General features: G+C 48.5%; 16 protein-coding genes. 6 read left to right on the forward strand and 10 right to left on the reverse strand.

Features of this window, described 5'->3' with window-relative positions:
- Window position 1 precedes the first annotated feature (1 nt).
- Together HC229_RS13210 and recR are read right to left on the reverse strand one after the other, a co-directional pair.
- Window positions 2-787 (reverse strand): polysaccharide biosynthesis/export family protein, encoded by a 786-nt coding sequence (locus HC229_RS13210; RefSeq protein ID WP_191020969.1) that lies wholly within the window; start codon window positions 785-787, stop codon window positions 2-4.
- A gap of 73 nt (window positions 788-860) precedes the next feature.
- A complete protein-coding gene (gene recR, locus HC229_RS13215; RefSeq protein WP_191020970.1) occupies window positions 861-1481 on the reverse strand; it encodes a recombination mediator RecR in 621 nt (206 codons plus the stop codon).
- Window positions 1482-1845: 364 nt separating this feature from the next.
- Here recR and HC229_RS13220 point away from each other — a divergent pair, with 364 nt between their 5' ends.
- The 3 genes from HC229_RS13220 to HC229_RS13230 all read left to right on the forward strand — a co-directional run bounded on the left by HC229_RS13220 (window position 1846) and on the right by HC229_RS13230 (window position 5093).
- Window positions 1846-2088 carry a hypothetical protein gene (locus tag HC229_RS13220; protein ID WP_191020971.1) on the forward strand — a complete coding sequence of 81 codons (243 nt, stop codon included), beginning with the start codon at window positions 1846-1848 and terminating at the stop codon, window positions 2086-2088.
- Between the two features lie 477 nt (window positions 2089-2565).
- Window positions 2566-4068, forward strand: coding sequence for a sodium:solute symporter (locus HC229_RS13225; protein ID WP_191020972.1), 1503 nt, complete (start codon window positions 2566-2568; stop codon window positions 4066-4068).
- A complete protein-coding gene (locus HC229_RS13230; RefSeq protein ID WP_191020973.1) occupies window positions 4068-5093 on the forward strand; it encodes a redoxin domain-containing protein in 1026 nt (341 codons plus the stop codon). Before HC229_RS13225 ends, HC229_RS13230 begins: the two co-directional genes overlap by 1 nt.
- A 198-nt stretch (window positions 5094-5291) precedes the next feature.
- Here HC229_RS13230 and HC229_RS13235 read toward each other — a convergent pair whose 3' ends face one another.
- Window positions 5292-5657 carry a CoA-binding protein gene (locus HC229_RS13235; protein ID WP_191020974.1) on the reverse strand — a complete coding sequence of 122 codons (366 nt, stop codon included), beginning with the start codon at window positions 5655-5657 and terminating at the stop codon, window positions 5292-5294.
- Window positions 5658-5811: 154 nt separating this feature from the next.
- On the opposite strand from HC229_RS13235, the gene HC229_RS13240 reads away from it, so the two are divergent.
- Complete coding sequence (locus HC229_RS13240) at window positions 5812-6435, forward strand: MarC family NAAT transporter (protein ID WP_191021053.1); 624 nt, start codon at window positions 5812-5814, stop codon at window positions 6433-6435.
- Between the two features lie 81 nt (window positions 6436-6516).
- On the opposite strand, the gene HC229_RS13245 is transcribed toward HC229_RS13240, so the two are convergent.
- The 3 genes from HC229_RS13245 to HC229_RS13255 all read right to left on the reverse strand — a co-directional run bounded on the left by HC229_RS13245 (window position 6517) and on the right by HC229_RS13255 (window position 11409).
- Complete coding sequence (locus HC229_RS13245) at window positions 6517-7752, reverse strand: T9SS type A sorting domain-containing protein (RefSeq protein ID WP_191020975.1); 1236 nt, start codon at window positions 7750-7752, stop codon at window positions 6517-6519.
- A gap of 130 nt (window positions 7753-7882) precedes the next feature.
- On the reverse strand, window positions 7883-9283 hold the full coding sequence (locus tag HC229_RS13250; RefSeq protein WP_191020976.1) for an HmuY family protein: 1401 nt from the start codon (window positions 9281-9283) through the stop codon (window positions 7883-7885).
- Entirely contained in the window at window positions 9283-11409 is a 2127-nt protein-coding gene (locus HC229_RS13255) for a TonB-dependent receptor plug domain-containing protein (protein WP_191020977.1), read from the reverse strand. The genes HC229_RS13250 and HC229_RS13255 overlap by 1 nt, the downstream gene beginning before the upstream one ends.
- A gap of 147 nt (window positions 11410-11556) precedes the next feature.
- On the opposite strand from HC229_RS13255, the gene HC229_RS13260 reads away from it, so the two are divergent.
- The gene (locus HC229_RS13260; RefSeq protein WP_191020978.1) at window positions 11557-12456 is read left to right on the forward strand and encodes a DUF6607 family protein; all 900 of its coding nucleotides are present in this window, start codon (window positions 11557-11559) and stop codon (window positions 12454-12456) included.
- 373 nt (window positions 12457-12829) lie between these two features.
- Here the strand turns inward: HC229_RS13260 and ctlX are convergent, their stop codons facing one another.
- Together ctlX and HC229_RS13270 are read right to left on the reverse strand one after the other, a co-directional pair.
- On the reverse strand, window positions 12830-13771 hold the full coding sequence (gene ctlX / locus HC229_RS13265) for a citrulline utilization hydrolase CtlX (protein ID WP_191020979.1): 942 nt from the start codon (window positions 13769-13771) through the stop codon (window positions 12830-12832).
- A gap of 194 nt (window positions 13772-13965) precedes the next feature.
- Window positions 13966-14883: a dimethylarginine dimethylaminohydrolase family protein gene (locus HC229_RS13270; protein WP_191020980.1), complete on the reverse strand. Its 918-nt coding sequence runs from the start codon at window positions 14881-14883 to the stop codon at window positions 13966-13968.
- 85 nt (window positions 14884-14968) lie between these two features.
- Between HC229_RS13270 and HC229_RS13275 the strand changes: the two genes are divergently transcribed.
- Entirely contained in the window at window positions 14969-15151 is a 183-nt protein-coding gene (locus HC229_RS13275; protein ID WP_191020981.1) for a hypothetical protein, read from the forward strand.
- A gap of 72 nt (window positions 15152-15223) precedes the next feature.
- Here HC229_RS13275 and HC229_RS13280 read toward each other — a convergent pair whose 3' ends face one another.
- Both HC229_RS13280 and HC229_RS13285 read right to left on the reverse strand, forming a co-directional pair.
- A complete protein-coding gene (locus HC229_RS13280) occupies window positions 15224-16507 on the reverse strand; it encodes a citrate synthase (protein ID WP_191020982.1) in 1284 nt (427 codons plus the stop codon).
- A gap of 180 nt (window positions 16508-16687) precedes the next feature.
- Window positions 16688-19006: a DUF7619 domain-containing protein gene (locus tag HC229_RS13285; RefSeq protein ID WP_191020983.1), complete on the reverse strand. Its 2319-nt coding sequence runs from the start codon at window positions 19004-19006 to the stop codon at window positions 16688-16690.
- Between the last annotated feature and the right edge of the window lie 18 nt (window positions 19007-19024).

The raw sequence follows: 19024 nt of genomic DNA on the forward strand, positions 1-19024 counted from the left end.
ATTATCTCGTAAGTAAGATGGTTACGGTTGTAATCAGCGAAAGGGCCGATATGATCGTGGTCATCGACTGCACCAACGTGGTCCCTGTTCCCAACGTTTTTTGGGGCAGCGGTTTCACATAAACGTAGTCGTTCGGCTGAAGATAGTAATAGGGCGAGTTGATGGCTTCGCGACGCGTCAGGTCGATCGTGTGCATTTCAGTGCCGCTTGGCAGTTGCCTGATCACCGTCACCGACTTTCTGTCGCCCGTTATCGTGATATCGCCCGCATTGGCTATGGCTTCCATCAGGTTTACCCTGTCTTGGAACAAGGTTTTCGTGCCTGGCGTTCCCACTTCTCCGTTTATGGTATATCGGAAGCCGGAAAGCCTGACGTTTACGAAAAGGTTGGCCTCTTTTGTAAAATATTCTTCGAGCAGACGCTTCTCAATCAACTGTCTCGTTTCCTCAAGCGTATAACCCAGGACGTTCACTTCGTTGAGCACCGGCATGCGGATGTTCCCGTGATCGTCTACTGCGAATCCGTCAAAATAAAGTGATTGTTCCGACCTCGCGGCCTGACCCGTAGCGGCAGGCTGAAAAAGGGCCGCGAACTGGGGATCGATGGTTTTTATAGTGATGTTGAGGATGTCGTTGGTTTGCAACCTGTACGGCTTGGCCACCACGGAATTTACCGCCTGGGTGGATTGGCTCGGTTCCCCTTGCAGATAAATAAGGTCTTTGGTAGGGATGCATGATGTGAACAACAATCCGACGAGCAACAACAGGTAAGCCGAAAGCTTCTTCATTCGATTCGCGAAATTTAGCAGACAAATATAGTTTTTCATTTTCAAACTCCCATAGAAACGCGTGAATTAGGCGCTAATTGTTCTTAAGGGAATTTTCGAAAGGAACACGTTGGACGATGCTGCGCCCCAAAGTAACCTCATCGGCATATTCGAGTTCGTCCCCAACGGCTATGCCGCGTGCGATCGTCGAAGTGATGATATCGGAATCCTTGATTTGCCTGTAAATGTAGAAATTGGTCGTATCGCCTTCCATCGTCGGGCTTAAAGCGAAGATAAGTTCCTTCACGTCTCCCGCCTTGACTTTGCCGACAAGCGTCGCGATGTTGAGTTGGCTCGGGCCGATGCCGTCCACCGGGGAAATTTTGCCGCCCAAGATATGGTACAATCCCCGGAACTGGCCCGTGTTTTCGATAGCCATAACGTCGCGCACGTCTTCCACTACGCAAATGATCGAGCGGTTGCGCCTTTCATCTGCACAGATCTCGCAAATATCATGGTCCGAAATATTATGGCATTGGCGACAGAACTTGATGTCGTTTCGCATCGAAAGCAGTGCCTCGGACAAAAACGCGGTCTGTTCTTTTGGCTGCCGCAACAAGTGCAACGCCAGCCGCAACGCCGTTCGCTTGCCGATCCCGGGAAGCTGGGCGATTTCGTTGACGGCTCTTTCAAGGAGTTTTGAGGAGAATTCCATGGCGCAAAGGTACTAATTAGGGAATTAGCGAATTTGGGAATTAGCAAATTAGCGAATTAGCGAATGTGGAAATTAGCGAATTAGCGAATGTGGAAATTAGCGAATTTGGAAATTTGGGAATTAGCGAATTAGCGAATGTGGAAATTAGCGAATAGGAGTTTGGAAATTTGGAGATTTGGGAATTTGGGAATTTGGGAATTTAGGAATTTAAAAATTTGAGAATTAGCGAATGTCGAGATTTGGGAATTAGCGAATTAGCGAATGTGGAGATTAGCGAATGTGGAGATTTGGAAATTTGGAATTTGGAAATTAGCGAATTTGGAAATTTGGGAATTAGCGAATAGGAGTTTGGAAATTTGGAAATTTGGAAATTTGGAGATTTGGAGATTTGGGAATTTGGAAATTTGGACATTTGGGAATTTGGGAATTTGGGAATTTGGGAATTTGGGAATTTAGAAATTTGGAAATTAGGGAATTAGCGAATGTGGAAATTAGCGAATGTGGAGACTTGGAAATTTGGAGATTTGGAGATTTGGGAATTAGCGAATTAGCGAATGTGGAGACTTGGAAATTTGGAAATTTGGAAATTTGGAGATTTGGAAATTAGCGAATTAGCGAATTAGCGAATTAGCGAATTAGCGAATGTGGAGATTAGCGAATGTCGAGATTTGGAGATTTGGAGATTTGGAAATTTGGAGATTTGGAAATTTGGAGAATTTGGGAATTAGCGAATGTCGAGATTTGGAGATTTGGAGATTTGGAAATTACTTATTGTGAGATACGATCACATCTGGAAAAACAAAACATGCCGCCAGGTTGGCGACACCAACGAGATTCGTTAATTACCTCCGGTCCGTTTTGGCTCATCTGACATAATCTAATTATCCAATTATCTAATCATCTAATTTTCTAATCATCTAATTTTCTAATTAACCAGTTGCCACGGGCTCGTTTCGGCTCAGCTGACATTATCTAATTATCTAATTGTCTAATTGTCTAATTCGCTAATTCGCTAATTGACCAATTCGCTAATTAACCAATTCGCTAATTAACTTTTCGTAAATTCCGCCCACAATTCAACACCATGACGCCAACCGCCATTTTGATCCTGATGCTCGTCTATTTCGGGCTATTGTTTTTGATTTCCCACGTCGTAAGCAGCAAGGACAGCAGCAACGACGCTTTTTTCAAAGCCAACAAGAATTCCAAATGGTATCTCGTGGCGTTTGGTATGATCGGAACGGCGCTTTCAGGCGTGACGTTCATTTCGGTTCCGGGTCAGGTCGGCTCGCCCGATGTACAGTTCAAGTATTTCCAGTTCGTGATCGGGAATGCCATCGGATTCATCATCATCGCCAAAGTGCTGCTACCGCTTTATTACCGCATGAACCTGACCTCGATCTACGGTTATATCGAACAACGGCTCGGGCATGTGTCGTATAAAACCGCCGCGTTTATCTTCCTGGTCAGCCGCACGATAGGATCGGCCGCACGTTTGTATCTCGTGGTGATCGTCTTGCAGCGTTACGTTTTCGACGCTTTCGGCATCCCGTTCTGGATCACGGTATTGATTTCCCTCGGACTGATTTTCGCCTACACCTACAAAGGCGGGCTCAAAACCATCATCATAACCGATACGTTGCAGACGCTTTTCCTGGTTTCATCTGTTTTCCTGACGATTTACTTCATTTGCGACAGCCTCGATTACGACATTCCCCAAGCATTCGAATCGGTCAAGAACAGCAATTATTCCAAGATTTTCTTTTATGAGGATTGGCTCAAAAGCAATTATTGGGTCAAGCAGATCGTAGGCGGGATCTTTGTCACGATCGCAATGGTCGGGCTTGACCAGGACCTCATGCAGAAAAACCTCAGTTGCGCCAACATAGGCGAAGCCCAGAAAAACATGTTCACGTTTACCGGGATTTTCGTGATGATCAATTTGTTCTTTTTGAGCGTTGGGGCGCTTTTATACATATATGCAGAAAAAAACGGCATTTCGATTCCGCTTGACGCCTTTACCGGAAAGCCGCGAACCGATCTGCTCTTCCCTGAAATCGCCTTCCACCATCTGGCGTTGATCCCGGCCATTGTTTTCCTTCTCGGATTGACCGCTGCGACGTTTGCTACGACCGACTCCGCGTTGACGGCACTTACCACCTCGTTTTGCGTCGACTTTTTGAATATGGACAAAAACCAGGATCCGGACAACCGCAAAATGGTGCGCACGAGACACCGCGTCCACATTGGGTTTTCGTTGTTGATGTTCGTGGTGATCATGGTGATTTATGCGTTGAACAGCGATGCCGTCGTGAGCCTGATCTTCAAAGTGGCCGCTTATACGTATGGCCCGCTTCTCGGATTGTACGCGTTCGGATTGTTCGTCAAGACCAAGACCGTCAAAGGAGCGTTCGTTCCGTTTGTGTGCCTGATGGCGCCGCTGGTGACGTTCATCATCAGTTCGTATTCGGCGGAATTGTTCGGGAATTACCAGTTTGCGGAAGAATTGATCATCGTAAACGGTGGTTTGACATTTCTCGGCTTAATGGCGATAAGCAAGCCCGCGGAAACGCAAACCAGGTTCTGATGCGCGGCATCATCGCTTTTTTGCTGATTTGGACGTATGCCGAAGTTTCGTCCCAGAACAGGGATTTCGAGGTAAAAGGAATCGTCAATGGGAATTTTACGGGAAAGGCGATTTTGAGTTACGAAGGCCGTACCGACAGCGTCGCGGTGGTCGATCATACTTTTGAATTCAGCGGAAGCCTGAAACAGCAATCGGCATTGGCGACGCTGCAACTGGAAAATAGCGCCGTGGCGGACGAATTCTACCTTGAACCCGGAAATTTGAAACTGCAACTTCTCACGGGCACAAGGGAACTTAGCAAAGGCGACACCGCGCGATTTTTTCGTATCGAATCGGTCGAAGGATCCGGGACGCAGGATCGCGTCAATGATTTTTTGAAATCGATGACCGACTACAAGATGGAACGCGTCACACGCTTTGAAGTCATCGCGAAAGGACAATCGCTTATTGAAAGTTATCCCGAAAATCCCGCCAGCATTTTCATTCTCGAACAGCTTTCACAAAATTTCTACGCTACCGAAATGGGCTTGCTCAACGGATTGTATGCCAAAGTAACGCCTCATCCCGAATTTTTCAAGTCGTATGCAAAAATCTACGACCGTCTGTTTCCCGAAAAAGTCGTTCAGGTAAAAGGCCCGATGCGGCATTTTTCGCTGGCGGACGAAAAAGGCGTGACGTTACATACGGAATCGCTAAGCGGAAACTGGATCCTGATCGACTTTTGGGCCAGTTGGTGCGCGCCCTGCATCGAACAGTTTCACTACTTCAAAAGCCTTTACGGAAGACCCAATCTCAAAATCGTTTCCGTTTCGGTCGACGCGGACAAAAGCGACTGGCTAAACGCTTGCGCCAAATACAAGCTGCCGTGGCCAAGTGTGAGATGTGATCTCAAAAATGGGGACGAAGTGAGTTCGGTTTACGGGATTTCGCGAGGCGTTCCGGTCACGTTCCTTGTGGATCCGGACGGGATTGTCGTGGCGAAAAACCCGTCGAAAGCGGAACTCGAAGCCTGGATCAAGTCGTGATTTCGATTTAGCCCCGATCGCAGCTGATAGCCTTTTAAAGGAAAAAGCGTGGTTTTGCGCGAGGCGCGGGCGACCAACGGAAGCCACGCGACCGAAGCCGCAAAACCGGGTTTTGCCGAAAAAGCTATGAGCGAAGAGCGGGAAAAGCTTCAGACCTTAAACCTTAAACTTTAAACTTTAAACTTTAAACTTTAAACTTCAATACTGATTCGTCGACAACATCACCAACGTGCACGCCACTTCAATCTCAATGTCGTTTGCGGTAAGGATGCGATACAGTTCCGGGTTCTCGGTTCCGGGATTGAAGATAACGCGATCCGGTTTCAGCCCGACGATATAATCGTAATATTGTTCCTGTCGCTGCGGATTCAGGTAAAGCGTCACGGTGTCGACATCGGCAAAAGGCTGAGGTGTCGTGAGAATCGGCACGCCGGCCACCTCGGCTTGCTTCAAACCTACGGCTACTACGGGATGGCCGCGCCTGACGAGGCTGTTTATGGCGAGGTAGGAATAGCGCATGGGATTGTCTGAGGCGCCGAGTACGAGTGTTTTTTTATTTTGCATGGTGTCGAAGTGGTTTGTTGTTGTACTAAAAGTACTATCTTTAACAGAAAGGCAGTCTTAAGACCGACTTAAATTTTTACCTGAACCATAACCTTAGCTTGACGCTTCATTTACATTTCGACCCGCGTCAAGCGCTACTTTCGCCTCAAAAATGATGGAGCTTTTCATTTACCTGTTCGCCGCTTTGTTTTCTGTTTTGAACCCGATCGGGACCGTGCCGATCTTTGTCGGGCTTACCCAGGACGACAGCAAAGCCGAGCGTTCGCGTATCTCGGTCTGGACGGCCATCAACGTCTTTATCATTTTGCTGATTTCATACTTTATAGGGAAATACGTGTTGTCGTTTTTCGGGATCAGCATCGAAGCGCTGCGCATCGCAGGCGGCTTGATCATCGTAAATTCCGGTTTTAATTTGCTGTCTGGCAATCTTTCCAAAAAACGTGGCATCAACAGGCGTGTCGAAAACGAAGTCCAGCAACGCAACGACATCGCCCTCACGCCTCTTGCCATGCCGATGCTCGCCGGCCCGGGTGCTATTTCACTGCTCATCGCGTTCTATCAGGAACACCATGAAATGTGGGATATGGTCATTGCGGTTTTAGCCATGGCGGCAGTTTCGCTTACCATTTTCCTGATCCTGAGAAGCGGGCATTACCTGTCCAGGATTTTGGGCCCGTCCGGAATCGTCGCCATTTCGCGCATCGTCGGGTTTATCGTCGTGGCGATCGGGATACAATATATCGTGAGTTCGATCGTGGTGATTTTCAAACAAATATGACATTCTTTCGGTTGAGTCTATTTTAAAAAAAAAGGCCCCGGTTTCCCGAAGCCTTTCAAAAAAAAACACCCAAATTATCGCTTATTGCAAGACGATTTTTTTTGTGGTCGAATAGTCGCCCGATTGGAATTTCAGGATATACACTCCGGAGTTCAGGTTGGAAAGGTTAAGTTCTGCATTGGCGAAACCGTTGTTGTCCAATTTCCTGTCGAAGACTTTCGCTCCGGTAAGGCTATAAATGCTCACGTTATTGTTGGCATTGGCGGTGGCGCCATCGTATATGATGTTGATCCGTTTGTCAGAAGATGGGTTCGGATAAACGCCGAACGACACATTGTTCTCAAACTTTTCGGTGTCCAATTGATTGGTGACGTCCTCGAAGTTGAACGTCGAAACACCTGTCGAACTTCCGACGAAAGAAGTAAAAACGACTCGGTAAACGGTACCGTCCGCCACTTTGACGAAGTAAGCCGTGTTCGGGTTCACCGTGTATTGGAACGAACTGTTCAACGCCTTCCAGTCAAAGCCGATGACATTGATCACGTCTCCTTCATAAGCCGGGCTGAAGTTGGCAGGCAATCCTGTAGGTTGATCGTGTTGGGCGACCAAAACGTCCGGATGGCTCAAAACGCCCGTCACTTTGTACTTGTCGTCGACGCCTCCGGGATAATCCGTCACGTATTGCGTGAACACCAAATCCCATTGGGTCATTTCAGGTTCGACCTCAACGACGGCATTCGTATTCAGGTTATAATAGTTGAAGAAACGGTTGGCGCCTGTCGCATTCAGGATGGTTTGGGTCGTGTCTGCAGACCAAGCCGTGCCGTTCCAGCTTGAGTAGGTAAAGGTGTAGCCTGCGAAGAAATCGTCGATCTTGATTTTTTTGAACGAACCGTCGGCATATTTCAAAACGAAAACCCTTGCTCCTTCTACGTGGTGCGTCGCAATGTTGTATTCGCCCCATCCGTAAGTGGCCGATCCGTTGTCGAACGAGCCTTCATTCCAAATCGTATCGCTGTTGTAAAGTCTTGACCATGTGTCTACCTGAGCTACGTCTACCGTAGACCAAACGCTGCTGGGACCGACTTCGTAAGTCTGGATGCCTTTTCCATCGTTGACACGTGTCGCGAAACCGAAATTGCTCGTCCTGTTGAACGCGATGTCCCATGACGCAGCGGCAACCGGTGTCCCGGAATTCGTAGAGAATTTGTAAAACACCTGGTTGGCATAACCGGCGCCCATCGTCGCCGTTCCCGGAGTTTGCGCATTCGATAGACCGAACATTGCCAAAGCCGCTAAAAGTATTCTTTTTTTCATTGTGGAATTGTTTAATTGTTGATTGTTTATTTTTATCCGCCGCGCTCCAAGGGACTCGGTCGCGCCTCGGGTGTTCCATTGTTTACCTGGGATTTCGTGTTCCCGGTCTGTCGTTCGACATTCGACTTGGCTACTGTAATAGTTTGTACTCGAATTTCGGGTAACCGCGAACGCCGTTTTGGTTCAGGAAGCTGAGCATCCTGATTTTGTACAGGTTGCCGTCCGCATCGCGAAGCACGTAAAACCTGTCGGTATAAGCCGAACCGGTAAAGACGTCGCGCCAGTCGGCTCCGATGACGCGTTGGTCGTCCTGGAAATTTGCATCGGACACATTGGCCAGCGCAAAATTTTCGTAAGACACACCTGGGGAAACATTCACGCGATAGGCCTTGATACCGGCTTTGATGTTGTTGAGCACAAAATCCGAATAACCATAAGAACCGGCTCCGTCGATGATGTTGGTAAACACCGTAAACCCAAGATCCCATTTGTCTTTTTCAGGTTCCACGTTCACTACATTGTTCGTGTTGAAACTGAAGAAAGTAAAATTGTGGCCCTGGTTTTTGGCGATTATGGCTTCCTGATGCGTCGCGCTGTTCAACGGTGCGTATTGCAATTTGTAGCCGTTTCCTTCGCGCGTCACCTTGATTTTTCGCCATCCACGCGGACTTCCCGCCACTGCTACGCTACCGGTTGGCGGTGTGGTGTTCCCGACCGTGTACCCGAGATTGACGAGGTAAACATGGTTGTCTGCTTCGATTGTCGACACTTCGCCCATCGCATTTCCGGCAATGAGTCCGTTCGGATGGTCGATGTAGGCCGCGTTGACCGGATCGAAAGTCCCGATCGAAACCGAGCTGAGAAATGGCTGTACGCTTGCCTCAGTTACCGCGTCGATGTTTGTAGCGTCAAGGCGTTTGGCCGCCATGTAGATCGAAGCGTTCAAGCCGACGCGGAACTCGTCACCTGCGTAAAACCCGAGATCCCAGCTGTCGCGCCATACTTCGGTCGCAGTTTCCGTACTAAGGTCGAAATAGATCTGGTTGCCTTGGTTGGGACCGCCTACATTCGGCTCGGCAGTGGCACCCAGAGAGGCCGAAAACGACACTACGGCTGCGGTGTAACCTTGTATGTTGTTCCAATGCGGATAATCGATTTCGACGATTTCAAGCCGTATCGATTTGTCGAAAGCATCGAAAGGAAAAATCAGGTTGCGGAACTCAAAGCTCACGCCTTCATCTCCAGATGCGAAAGGAATGACGAGTTCGCTTCCTTCAGGAGACGGGAAAAGCTCGAAGTCGAGGCCGTAGACGGCAGCGGTGGGCGTAATCCTGATCTTGACGAATCCCGGAGCGATCGCGCGCTCGGAGAAAACCACCTGGATGGTCTGGTTTTGCGAAATCTGCCTGTGGTCGTAAGAACGCTTCTCGAACGCGACCACGAACGGTTGGGAGGCGACTTGGTCTTCAGACTCACATCCGGCGAAGACCGCGGTAAATAAAACGAAGAACAACAGTAGTTTTTTCATCATTATCCGAAATTGAATTTGTACAATATTTTTAGGAAATAAGACCGGCCGTAGCCCAGCAATTGGGAACTTGCAGCGCCATCGTGAGTTCCGCCCTGGACGGCGGTCGTATTGACGCGCGTCACATCGGTAAGGTTTCGCGCCCCAAGTGTGACCTGTAACCTTTCCTTGTCGAAACTTTTCGTAACGGTGGCGTCGAGCGACGTGAACCCGTCCCGTTTGCCGCGAAAAATGGTACCGCCTTCCTCAGTCAAATCGCCGGTTGTGATAAACTGGTATTCGGGTCCGTTGTATTTGAGGAAAGTCGATAGTGTCGTGGACCATTTCGGGATTCGGTAAAACGCATTTCCGTTGGCCTGGACGCTGTGCAGATAATCGTCATTCGACGGCCCTGTACTCGAATTGATGACCTTCGAAACGCCCGAGAACGTGAATCCTGCATTGAATCCGAAGTTACCGTAGTGGATCTGGGAAGTAAGGGACGACCCATACGTGCGGTACAAGTCAATGTTGCCATATTGCCACGACAGGCCGTCGTCCACAAAAGAAATCAACTCGATCCTGTCGCGAACGTTGAGATACCAGGCCGAAAATTTCGTGTCGAACGCAAGTTTGGAGCCGGACCTGTAAACCTTGCCCAGATGCAGGAAGGCCGATACGCCGTTCTCGGGAGTCAGATTGGGATTTCCCGTCACGTTGTGGTTTGCGTCGACGAAAAACGTATAAAGCTCTTCGTACGTCGGAAGCCTCGGGCACGTTCCGAAGACGCCTCGGAGGTCGTATCCGCCGCCCAGACTGTATTTCGCGCTAAGAGACAAAGCCGCCATCGGGTCGAATTTTGAGGAAAACAACGCCCTCGCGCCGGGACGCAGAGAGAATTTTGATGTGACGTTGATTTCGGTAGATCCGAAAACGTCATAGGAACCCAGCGTGCGTTCGATAGGATGAGGCAGCATTCCGGTGAACGTCGAAGCGTAGCCATGAATTTCGTTCACTTCGTAACCAACCTGAAAATCGACGGTTTCGCTGTCCAGAAAATTGCTAAGAGTTCCTTTCGTGAACCAAGCTTTTCGCGATTCGTACGTCTGATCGGTAAGATTGAATTTTTCGCCAGACCTGATGCGATACTGGAAATCGACAAGGTCGCGCTCCTGCTGCTGGTAAGAGGCATATACGTCATAGGTAAGGCCGCTTTCGAACCGGCCCGAACCGTTTAGCAAATGCACGAAGCGCCTTGATTTATACATCTTGTCGTTCGCAATCGGATCGTTGGTTTCGGTCGCCGGATCATAATTCAGGTCGACGACGTCGTTGAAAAACTTGGTCTTTTCGTTGAAGAATTCAAAGCGGTAAAAAAAGCGATGGCTGTGATTTGGCGTAAAGCCCAGATGCGCTTTTGCGTGCAGTTGAGATTTCGGAAGCCACTCATATCCGCGCAAGCTGTCGTTCTGTATGTAATCGCGCCCTTTTTTGTGGTTGAGAAAACCGTCGAAATCGTTGGCCGTGAACATTCCGTAGGCATACCAGTTCGGGCTTATATTGTGTCCGATCCTGATCGACCGGATATGGCGCCCTTTCGTGATCCCGTCGTATTCGTTGCCGATGGTTTCTTCCTGCAGGAAAGGCGTAACTTCCCATTTGTATTTCGAACTTTTCTTGGTGATGATATTGATGATGCCGGCGACGGCATTGGCTCCGTATTCGACACCCATCGAGCCGCGAACGATCTCGATTTGCTGGATATCGTCGAGGTTGATTTGAGTCAGGTCGGTAAAGTTTCCGAGGCCTTCGTCGTTGATCACCGGGACGTTGTCAACGAGGATTTTGATGTATTTGGAATCGAGACCGAACATCTCAACGGTCGATTTTCCGGTGGACGAACTCGGCATCACGGTAATGTTCAAGGTTTGGTTGAGCAAATCCGCGAGGTTGTTGCCCGCCTGCCGATCGATGACCTCACGCGAAATCACTTCTACCTGATAAACCGACTTTTTTACTGACTGCGGATTGTATTGGCCGGTGACCACCACTTCTTTGAGTTTTTCTCCTGAAACGATGGTGTCGTTTTGGGCGAAAGCGGATAATCCGAAAAGCAGGAAAGCGGCAGGCAGTAACGTTTTGGCAAGCATGTGTGTTTAATTTGGTAAGGCAAAATGACCGACTATTCTGTTTATTTAGATTAAGTCTTAATAATTTTGCGATGCAAATATATACCCTATTTTTAATTGTTCTAAATAAAAATACTATTTTTGCATTGTTAAAAAATCAAACACAATATGAAATCTCGAATTCTACTTTCCCTATCGGTTCTGTTCACGTTGGGAATCAATGCCCAGGATGCCAAAAAGAAGGAAGACATCAAAGCCATCAAAGCCATGTGCGGTTGCTATGAAGTCGAATTCAACTTTGCCGAAACGTTCAAATACGCTAAAAATGACGACTACAAGCCCTCTCCTACCAAATATGAAAAGGGCCTCGAATTGGTCGAATTGGTAGAGGAAACGCCAAACAAGATCGTGATGCAGCACCTGCTTCAGGTATCGGATACGATGGTAATCAAACACTGGCGCCAGGATTGGGAATTCGAGAATACCAAACTTTACGATTACGAAGGCGAGAACGTCTGGAAATTCGTCACGCTACCTAAAGACAAGGTTAAAGGACAATGGACGCAGCGTGTCTTCCAGGTCGATGACAGCCCGCGCTACGAAGGATCGGCTACCTGGGTTCACGTCGATGGCCGCCACTACTGGACGAACGTCACCGATGCTCCGCTTCCGAGACGCGAACACACGATTCGCAACGACTACAACGTTCTGGAGCGCACCAACACACACGAAATCGTGAAAGACGGTTGGATCCACAACCAGGATAACGTAAAAATCAAGCGAACCGAAGGAAAAGACCAATTGGTCGCAAAAGAGAAAGGATTCGATTTCTACAAAAAGGTAGATGATTCGAAATGCGCCGGAGCCAAAAAGTATTGGGCGGCCAACCAAAAGATGTGGAAAAACGTGCGCGAAAAATGGGCTACGATTTTTGCGCAAAACAAAGACTTGTCGCTATTGCCAAAGGTTGAAGGTCAGTCGCTTTTTATGGCTTTGTTCGATTTGAAACCGACGGCTTCCAAGTCTGAAACCGATGCCATCATCGAAAAATACTGGAAAAAATCTTAAAAACTGAATACAAAAGTTAGTTATGAAGCGCTCTCCGGGGCGCTTTTTTTTATTTGGACGAGAAGGCTGCTGCGTTCTTGAAGACAGCTTCGCCTTTTGGCCAGATGGACAACTCTGGAAGCGATGACCACAACCGATTCCGCTCAAGCGCGTGAATTCGGTAGCGAATCATAATTGGAAATGGCATCGAGGCCAGCCGTTTCGAAACGCCACGCCGGGAAAGACGAACCTGTAAACGACAACGCGACAGAAGATGGCGTAGCCTAATCCGTCGCGTCATATTTATGCCCATCAATCCATAAACTACCGGACTGACAGCCAACTTTAAACTTTAAACCTTAAACTTTAAACCTTAAACTTTAAACCTTAAACTTCAAACTCCCTCCTTCGGCAAAAAAACCTCCGCCATCATGCAACGGGCGCTTCCGCCGCCGCAGGCTTCGATCGTGTCGAGGCTCGAACTCAGGATTGTCGCGTGTTTTTCTAATTTGGCAACCTGGTCTTTTGTAAGGCTTTGGTGGGCCGCAGTACTCATCACGAGAAAGCGTTTTCCCTCGGCTCCGCGGACTTCGAGCATATTCCCGGCGAATTGATTCACCTGTTCTTCGTTGATCAGGATGATCTCCTTCCCGTCTTGCTTGAGGCTGTCAAGTACCGCTTTTCGCTCTTGCTTGTCATCGATGCAGTCGGCGCAGATCACGGCAAATGTTTCTCCAAGACACATCATGACGTTGGTGTGGTAAATAAGCTCGCGCTTGCCGTCGACGGTTTGGTAAGCCTTGAAAATGACGGGCCCGAAATCCATGTCTTCGCAAAACTCAATCAGAAGTTCCTCGTCTGCTCTTGGCGAAAGGGCGCAGTAGGCTTTTCCGTTGGCGCGGTCAAGCAGCAAACTGCCCGTGCCTTCGAGAAAAAAATTATCCGACTCGGCTTCGGTATAATCGACGATGCTGTCGATGCGGAATCCTTTTTCCTCAAGGATTTCGAGCACGTCCTCACGCCTTTCGGCACGTCGGTTTTCAGCGAACATCGGGTATAGCACGACGTCTCCGTTTTCATGGAACGAAATCCAGTTGTTCGGGAAGATCGAATCCGGAGTGTCCGGATCTTTCGTGTCGTCAACCACGGTAACGTCCACGCCGGCCATTTTCAGCTTGCGCGCGAAATCGTCGAATTCCTCCTGTGCTTTGGCGTTCACGTTTTCAGGAGAAAGCCCGTCAAGTACTTTCTGGTAATAATTGTTGACGGCCGTTTGCTCGTTCATCCGGAACGCGACCGGGCGAATCATCAAAATGGAGTTGGTGGTTTGTTTCATTTTTTTGGAGTGACTGAGTAGCTGAGTTGGTTGTTAAATGAGATTTTAAATGTGAACGGTCGCGTTAGGGATTGCAGTGAAAATCCTTTTTGGGGCCGAGCGCAGCGAGGCCCTAAAAAGATTGAAACGGAAAGCCCGGGCCGCAGGCAACGCCCAACTTTAAACTTTAAACTTTAAACTTTAAACAAAACTAACTAATCCCGAACCAACGGCAATGTCGAGCAACGCAAAAGCCCTTCCTGCTTTGAAATCTCGGCATACGGGATTTCCTCTACGGTGAACCCGTGGCCGCGCAGCCAGGCGTTGAGCCTTGTGAAATTCCTTTCGGACACGACGACATCGGGCGCGATCGAAAACACGTTCGAGTTCATGTCGTACATTTCCTGTCGCGTGATGTGGAACAGGTTTTCCTGTCCGAAAAGGTCGCGCAAATATTCGTAGTCTTCGACATCGCAAAATCCGTCTTTGTAAATGATCGCCTTATCGTCCCCGACGGGTTGGAAACAGCAATCGAGGTGAAGCGCGTTATCGCGGGCCTCGGTCGTGGACTTGACAAGGTCAAAATCGACCACTTTCTTGTTTGGGAAATAATTGCGGATGAACTCCACTCCTTTCTGGTTCGTACGCGCTGTTTTGATATCCGAATAATCGGGCCTGCAATACGTGCCGATAAAAATATAGTCGTTCCACAAAATGACGTCGCCTCCTTCTATGTGGATGCTTTGGTCTTCGATCTCGACGAACTTGGCGGGATCGATCTCATCGATAATGTATCGAATGGCTGGGAATTCCCGTTCGCGATCGGGCAAAATATTGGCTTTAAAGAAAATATCATCGATCACAAAGCCGATGTCGCGTGTAAAAATCTGGTTTTCATTCTCGACGATTTCCGGACGGTACACCTTGACGCCGTACTTCTCAAACACAGCATTGAAGGCATCCATTTCGGCCGTCATGTCTTTTTCTACCGGATACGTTCCGGCCAGGATGTGTTCGAGTGATTTTGGGTCGTAAGCGTCTTCCGCTTTTGGTGTCGGGCCGTTTGAAACCGCGGTTCCAAGCACGACCGCGCGAAGTCGTGACGATTCATTTTTAACATTTAGGGATAGCATAGAAAACGTTTTCGTTGCGGGGCAAAGATAACAAAAAAAGCCCTCTCGGGTGGAGAGGGCTTTGGGGAAGTTTGGTTAATTTTTGATGAATTTTTGCCATGCGATTTCGCAAAATCCTGACGTGACGTTTGCGACCTATACGCCTCCCGGACGTTCCTACATCAATGCTCCCGCTTGTTTTACCGCCTCGTTGGCAGCTTGCATCACTTTTCCCTCTACCGATTGGATTTCTACCGACGCCAGCGTGCGGTCCGACACACTGTATTGAGCGACGTGTACCACATTACGCCGCCACAAAAGAACGTGTTACAAAAAAAAGCCTCAATTAAGAGGCCTTTTTTTATCGTTTTTCCATTGGGACGAAATCGCGTAGCGGCGCTCCCGTGTAAACCTGTCTCGGTCGCCCGATCGGTTCCTTGTTGACGCGCATTTCCTTCCATTGTGCGATCCAACCCGGCAAACGCCCGATGGCGAACATTACCGTAAACATATCGGTTGGGATACCGAGCGCGCGATAAATGATTCCGGAATAGAAATCGACGTTCGGATACAAACTGCGTGCTTTGAAATATTCGTCATTCAACGCGGCTTGTTCGAGTTTCATCGCGATGTCGAGCAATGGATCTTCTACGCCTAACGAACTCAAAACCTCATCGGCGGCTTTCTTGATGATGCGCGCGCGCGGATCAAAGTTTTTGTAGACGCGGTGCCCGAAGCCCATCAAACGGAACGGATCTTCCTTGTCTTTGGCTTTCGCCAGATATTTGTCGGTGTCGCCACCGTTTTTGTGGATTTCCTCGAGCATTTCGAGAACCGCCTGGTTGGCACCACCGTGCAGCGGGCCCCAAAGCGCGGAGACTCCGGCTGAGATGGAAGCGAAAAGTCCGGCGTGGGACGAACCGACCATTCGAACCGTAGAGGTCGAACAGTTTTGCTCGTGATCGGCATGCAGGATGAACAATTTGTCGAGCGCATCCACTACTTTCGGATTGGCGGTGTACGGCCCCGTAGGCAAAGAGAACATCAAATTCATGAAGTTTTCTACGTAACCTTTCGTGTTGTCGTAATAGTTGAGCGGATAACCCATCGACTTGCGGTACGTCCAGGTTGCGATGACGAGGAACTTACCGATAGTTTTGCAAACGCCTTCGTAAATGTCTTTGTCGTTGTCTACGTTGAGCGACTTAGGGTTGAATGCCGTAAGGGCGCTCGTCAGTGCCGAAAGCACGCCCATCGGGTGAGCCGTTTTCGGGAAACCGTCGATGATATTTTTCATCTCCTCGTTGATGAGGGTGTATTTGCGGATGTCGTTCTCGAATTGCTCCAACGTTTTGGCGCTCGGCAATTCCCCGAAAATCAACAGGTAAGATGTTTCAAGAAAACTCGCTTTCTCGGCAAGATCCTCGATGGCGTATCCGCGGTAGCGCAAAATTCCTTCTTCTCCATCAAGGAATGTGATCTCGCTTTTGCAGACACCTGAATTCTTATAACCCGGATCGAGCGTGATCGCCCCGGAAACATCGCGCAGTTTGTTGATATCGATGGCAATTTCGTTCTCGCTCCCCACTATTACAGGGAACTCATACTTTTTGCCGTCGAGTTCTAATATTGCAGTTTTAGACATGATATGTTTGGAAGTTTAATAAGAGTTCCAAAAATAGGCAATTTGAAAACAACAAAAAAACAGATACGGTAACGATTTCGTTAATAATTGCTAAAATGTACCGAAGTGCCCATCTGCGGAAGTCGTGACGTACTAAAGCGCCAAAAAACCGGACTGGCACTCCGGACTTGCTTCGTCCCGTTACTTCCTTGCCAATTTAACTACCGATGATCCTTTTTCGGAAGTCGTCCTGATAAAATACATTCCGCTGTTTTTATCGGACAAATCGATCGCGACTTCGCCGGAATTAACTTTCCTCGCGAGGAGAAGTCGGCCCCGGGCGTCGAACACTTCAACCGATTTCAACTCCGACGCTGCTCTTACCGTAACGATATCTGTCGTCGGATTCGGGAAAACCGAAATCGAAACATCCGAAACTTCTCCTACCGACAATTGCTGGAAAACAGTTTCGGCTTCGTTCGTGGTTACCGGGAAGTTGTAGTCGAAGAATATATCGGCGAACGCCATCACAGACGAGTTTTCGACCAGCGTGGAAAGCGTTTTGATCTTGTACAGCAAATAACCATGTTGGCCAGCTCCGAGTTCGATACCTTCAAAGAGGAATTCTGCTTCATTCCCTGTGATGCGCGTAACCATCTCGCCGGAACTTTGCTGGATTTGCAGGGAGGAAACGTCGAATTTCGTCGCATCGATTGCGTTTTTGACTACGATGTTGTGCGCATTGGCGTTTCCGGTGTTTTCAAATCGGATCAGGTAATGCAAGTATTCCCCGATTTTTGTCGGAGACACGATCCCACCTTCCAAACACGTAATGTCGTTCGGATCATACGACCCGAAAACCTCTTGGGAAAACGCAAATGTGTTATCCGATTGCGTTTCGTCGGAGGCCACGATTGCGGAAGCCGTGAAAGGCAAAATATCGCCAATGTTGACCGCAGGCGTTTCCATAGGCGAATTTACGTTGAGAACAAACAAATATTGACGCGTTTCGAAAGGTTGCAGATTTGTGTAATTCCAGCTTACTGAACCAGCATCTGCATTGGCGTCAGGATTCGACGAAACGTAATCCAAACGCGAATCGTCGAAGTTGACCGTTGCCGTTCCCGACAATACCTGGTTGCCTTTGTTGCGCAGTGTTACGGCGTAATTCGTGTCGAAGCCGGGCTCGGGCATGCTTCCGTTGAGAATGATTTCGGCGTCGGGATGGATGCCGTTTGCCGTCACGCAGAAGTCGCGAACCTCCACCGAACCGTCCTCGCCCGCAAAATTAACGGTTGCCGAAGCCGGATTTACATTAAAATACGACGGATTTTCCACAAACGGCGTCAACGTGAAATCTCCGGTGTTTGTGTAGAAGTTGTAGTGACCGTTTGAATCTGTAAAAACCGATTCTGTCGTCGAACCCTGAGTGACCACAATCTTGCTGTGAGCGAATTTAAGATCGGAAGCGTCGCAACCATTGGCATCGGCGTCATGCGAAAAACTGCCTTCGATGGTGTTGAAATTTCCGCCCGGCGTGAACGAGCAATATCCGTTGACAACGACATTTGAAAGCCCTGCGCTCTGAATGGATTCGTGCAACATCGATTCCTCGCCTGCATCTGCGCAAATAAATTCTATATCGGGATTCCCGTGAAGCACAAGCGACGAATCGGAATTACCATTCTTGATGTTGACAGTCTGCAGTTGGTTATTGCTTAAATATACCGTCGACAATCCGACACATCGCGACAAATCGACATCCGTCAGATTGTTGCTTGCCAAACTTATCCAAGCCGATGGATCCGTCGTTTGAAAATCAATTTCAGTCAACGCGTTGAAACTTGCATCCACATCGTCAAACTCATTCAGTGTCAGGCTTTGCAGCGCGTTATGGCTGACTTCAACGCTAAGGAAGGCGCTGTTCATGGTGTTTAGCGTCGTCAAGTTCGGATTGTTTTCACATTCGAACGCCACGAACGGGCCTGAGTTGACCGTTACCGATTGCAACTGTTGATTGTTTTGGCATCGGAAATACCCAAACCCTGAAAAAGCCGAAAAATCCAGGTTTACCAAACCGGTATTGAACAATTGTGCGACATAAATATCGGTTCCCGTGAGATCCAATGCGTTAAGCAGAGGCGAATCATCAACGGTCAAAGAAGTAAAGCTGTCATTGCCCGACACGTTTACCGATTGCAGCAACGGATTATCCCAAAGTTGCAAATAAGCCAAAAAGCCGTTGTTGGAAATAGCAACGGATGTAATCGCGGTGTTTCTTATTTCCCAGCTTGAGACATGAAGACGCTCAATTCCGGTGAGATCCGTAATGTTGGGATCGTCTACGAACATCTGACAATCGCAACCCAATTCCTCGGGATCTTGGATTTCTCCATCGTGGTTCGCATCGAAAGCGAACAGAATGTTTTGCTTGAAAACCGGATCGGCGAATGTAACGACCTGCGCCTTGGTTCCCATAACCGTCAAGCATATAAACAACAACCAGTAATTCTGTTTCATAGTCCCAATTTACTGTAA

The sequence above is a fragment of the Flavobacterium selenitireducens genome (assembly GCF_014748335.1).
In the GTDB taxonomy this organism is placed as follows: domain Bacteria; phylum Bacteroidota; class Bacteroidia; order Flavobacteriales; family Flavobacteriaceae; genus Flavobacterium; species Flavobacterium selenitireducens.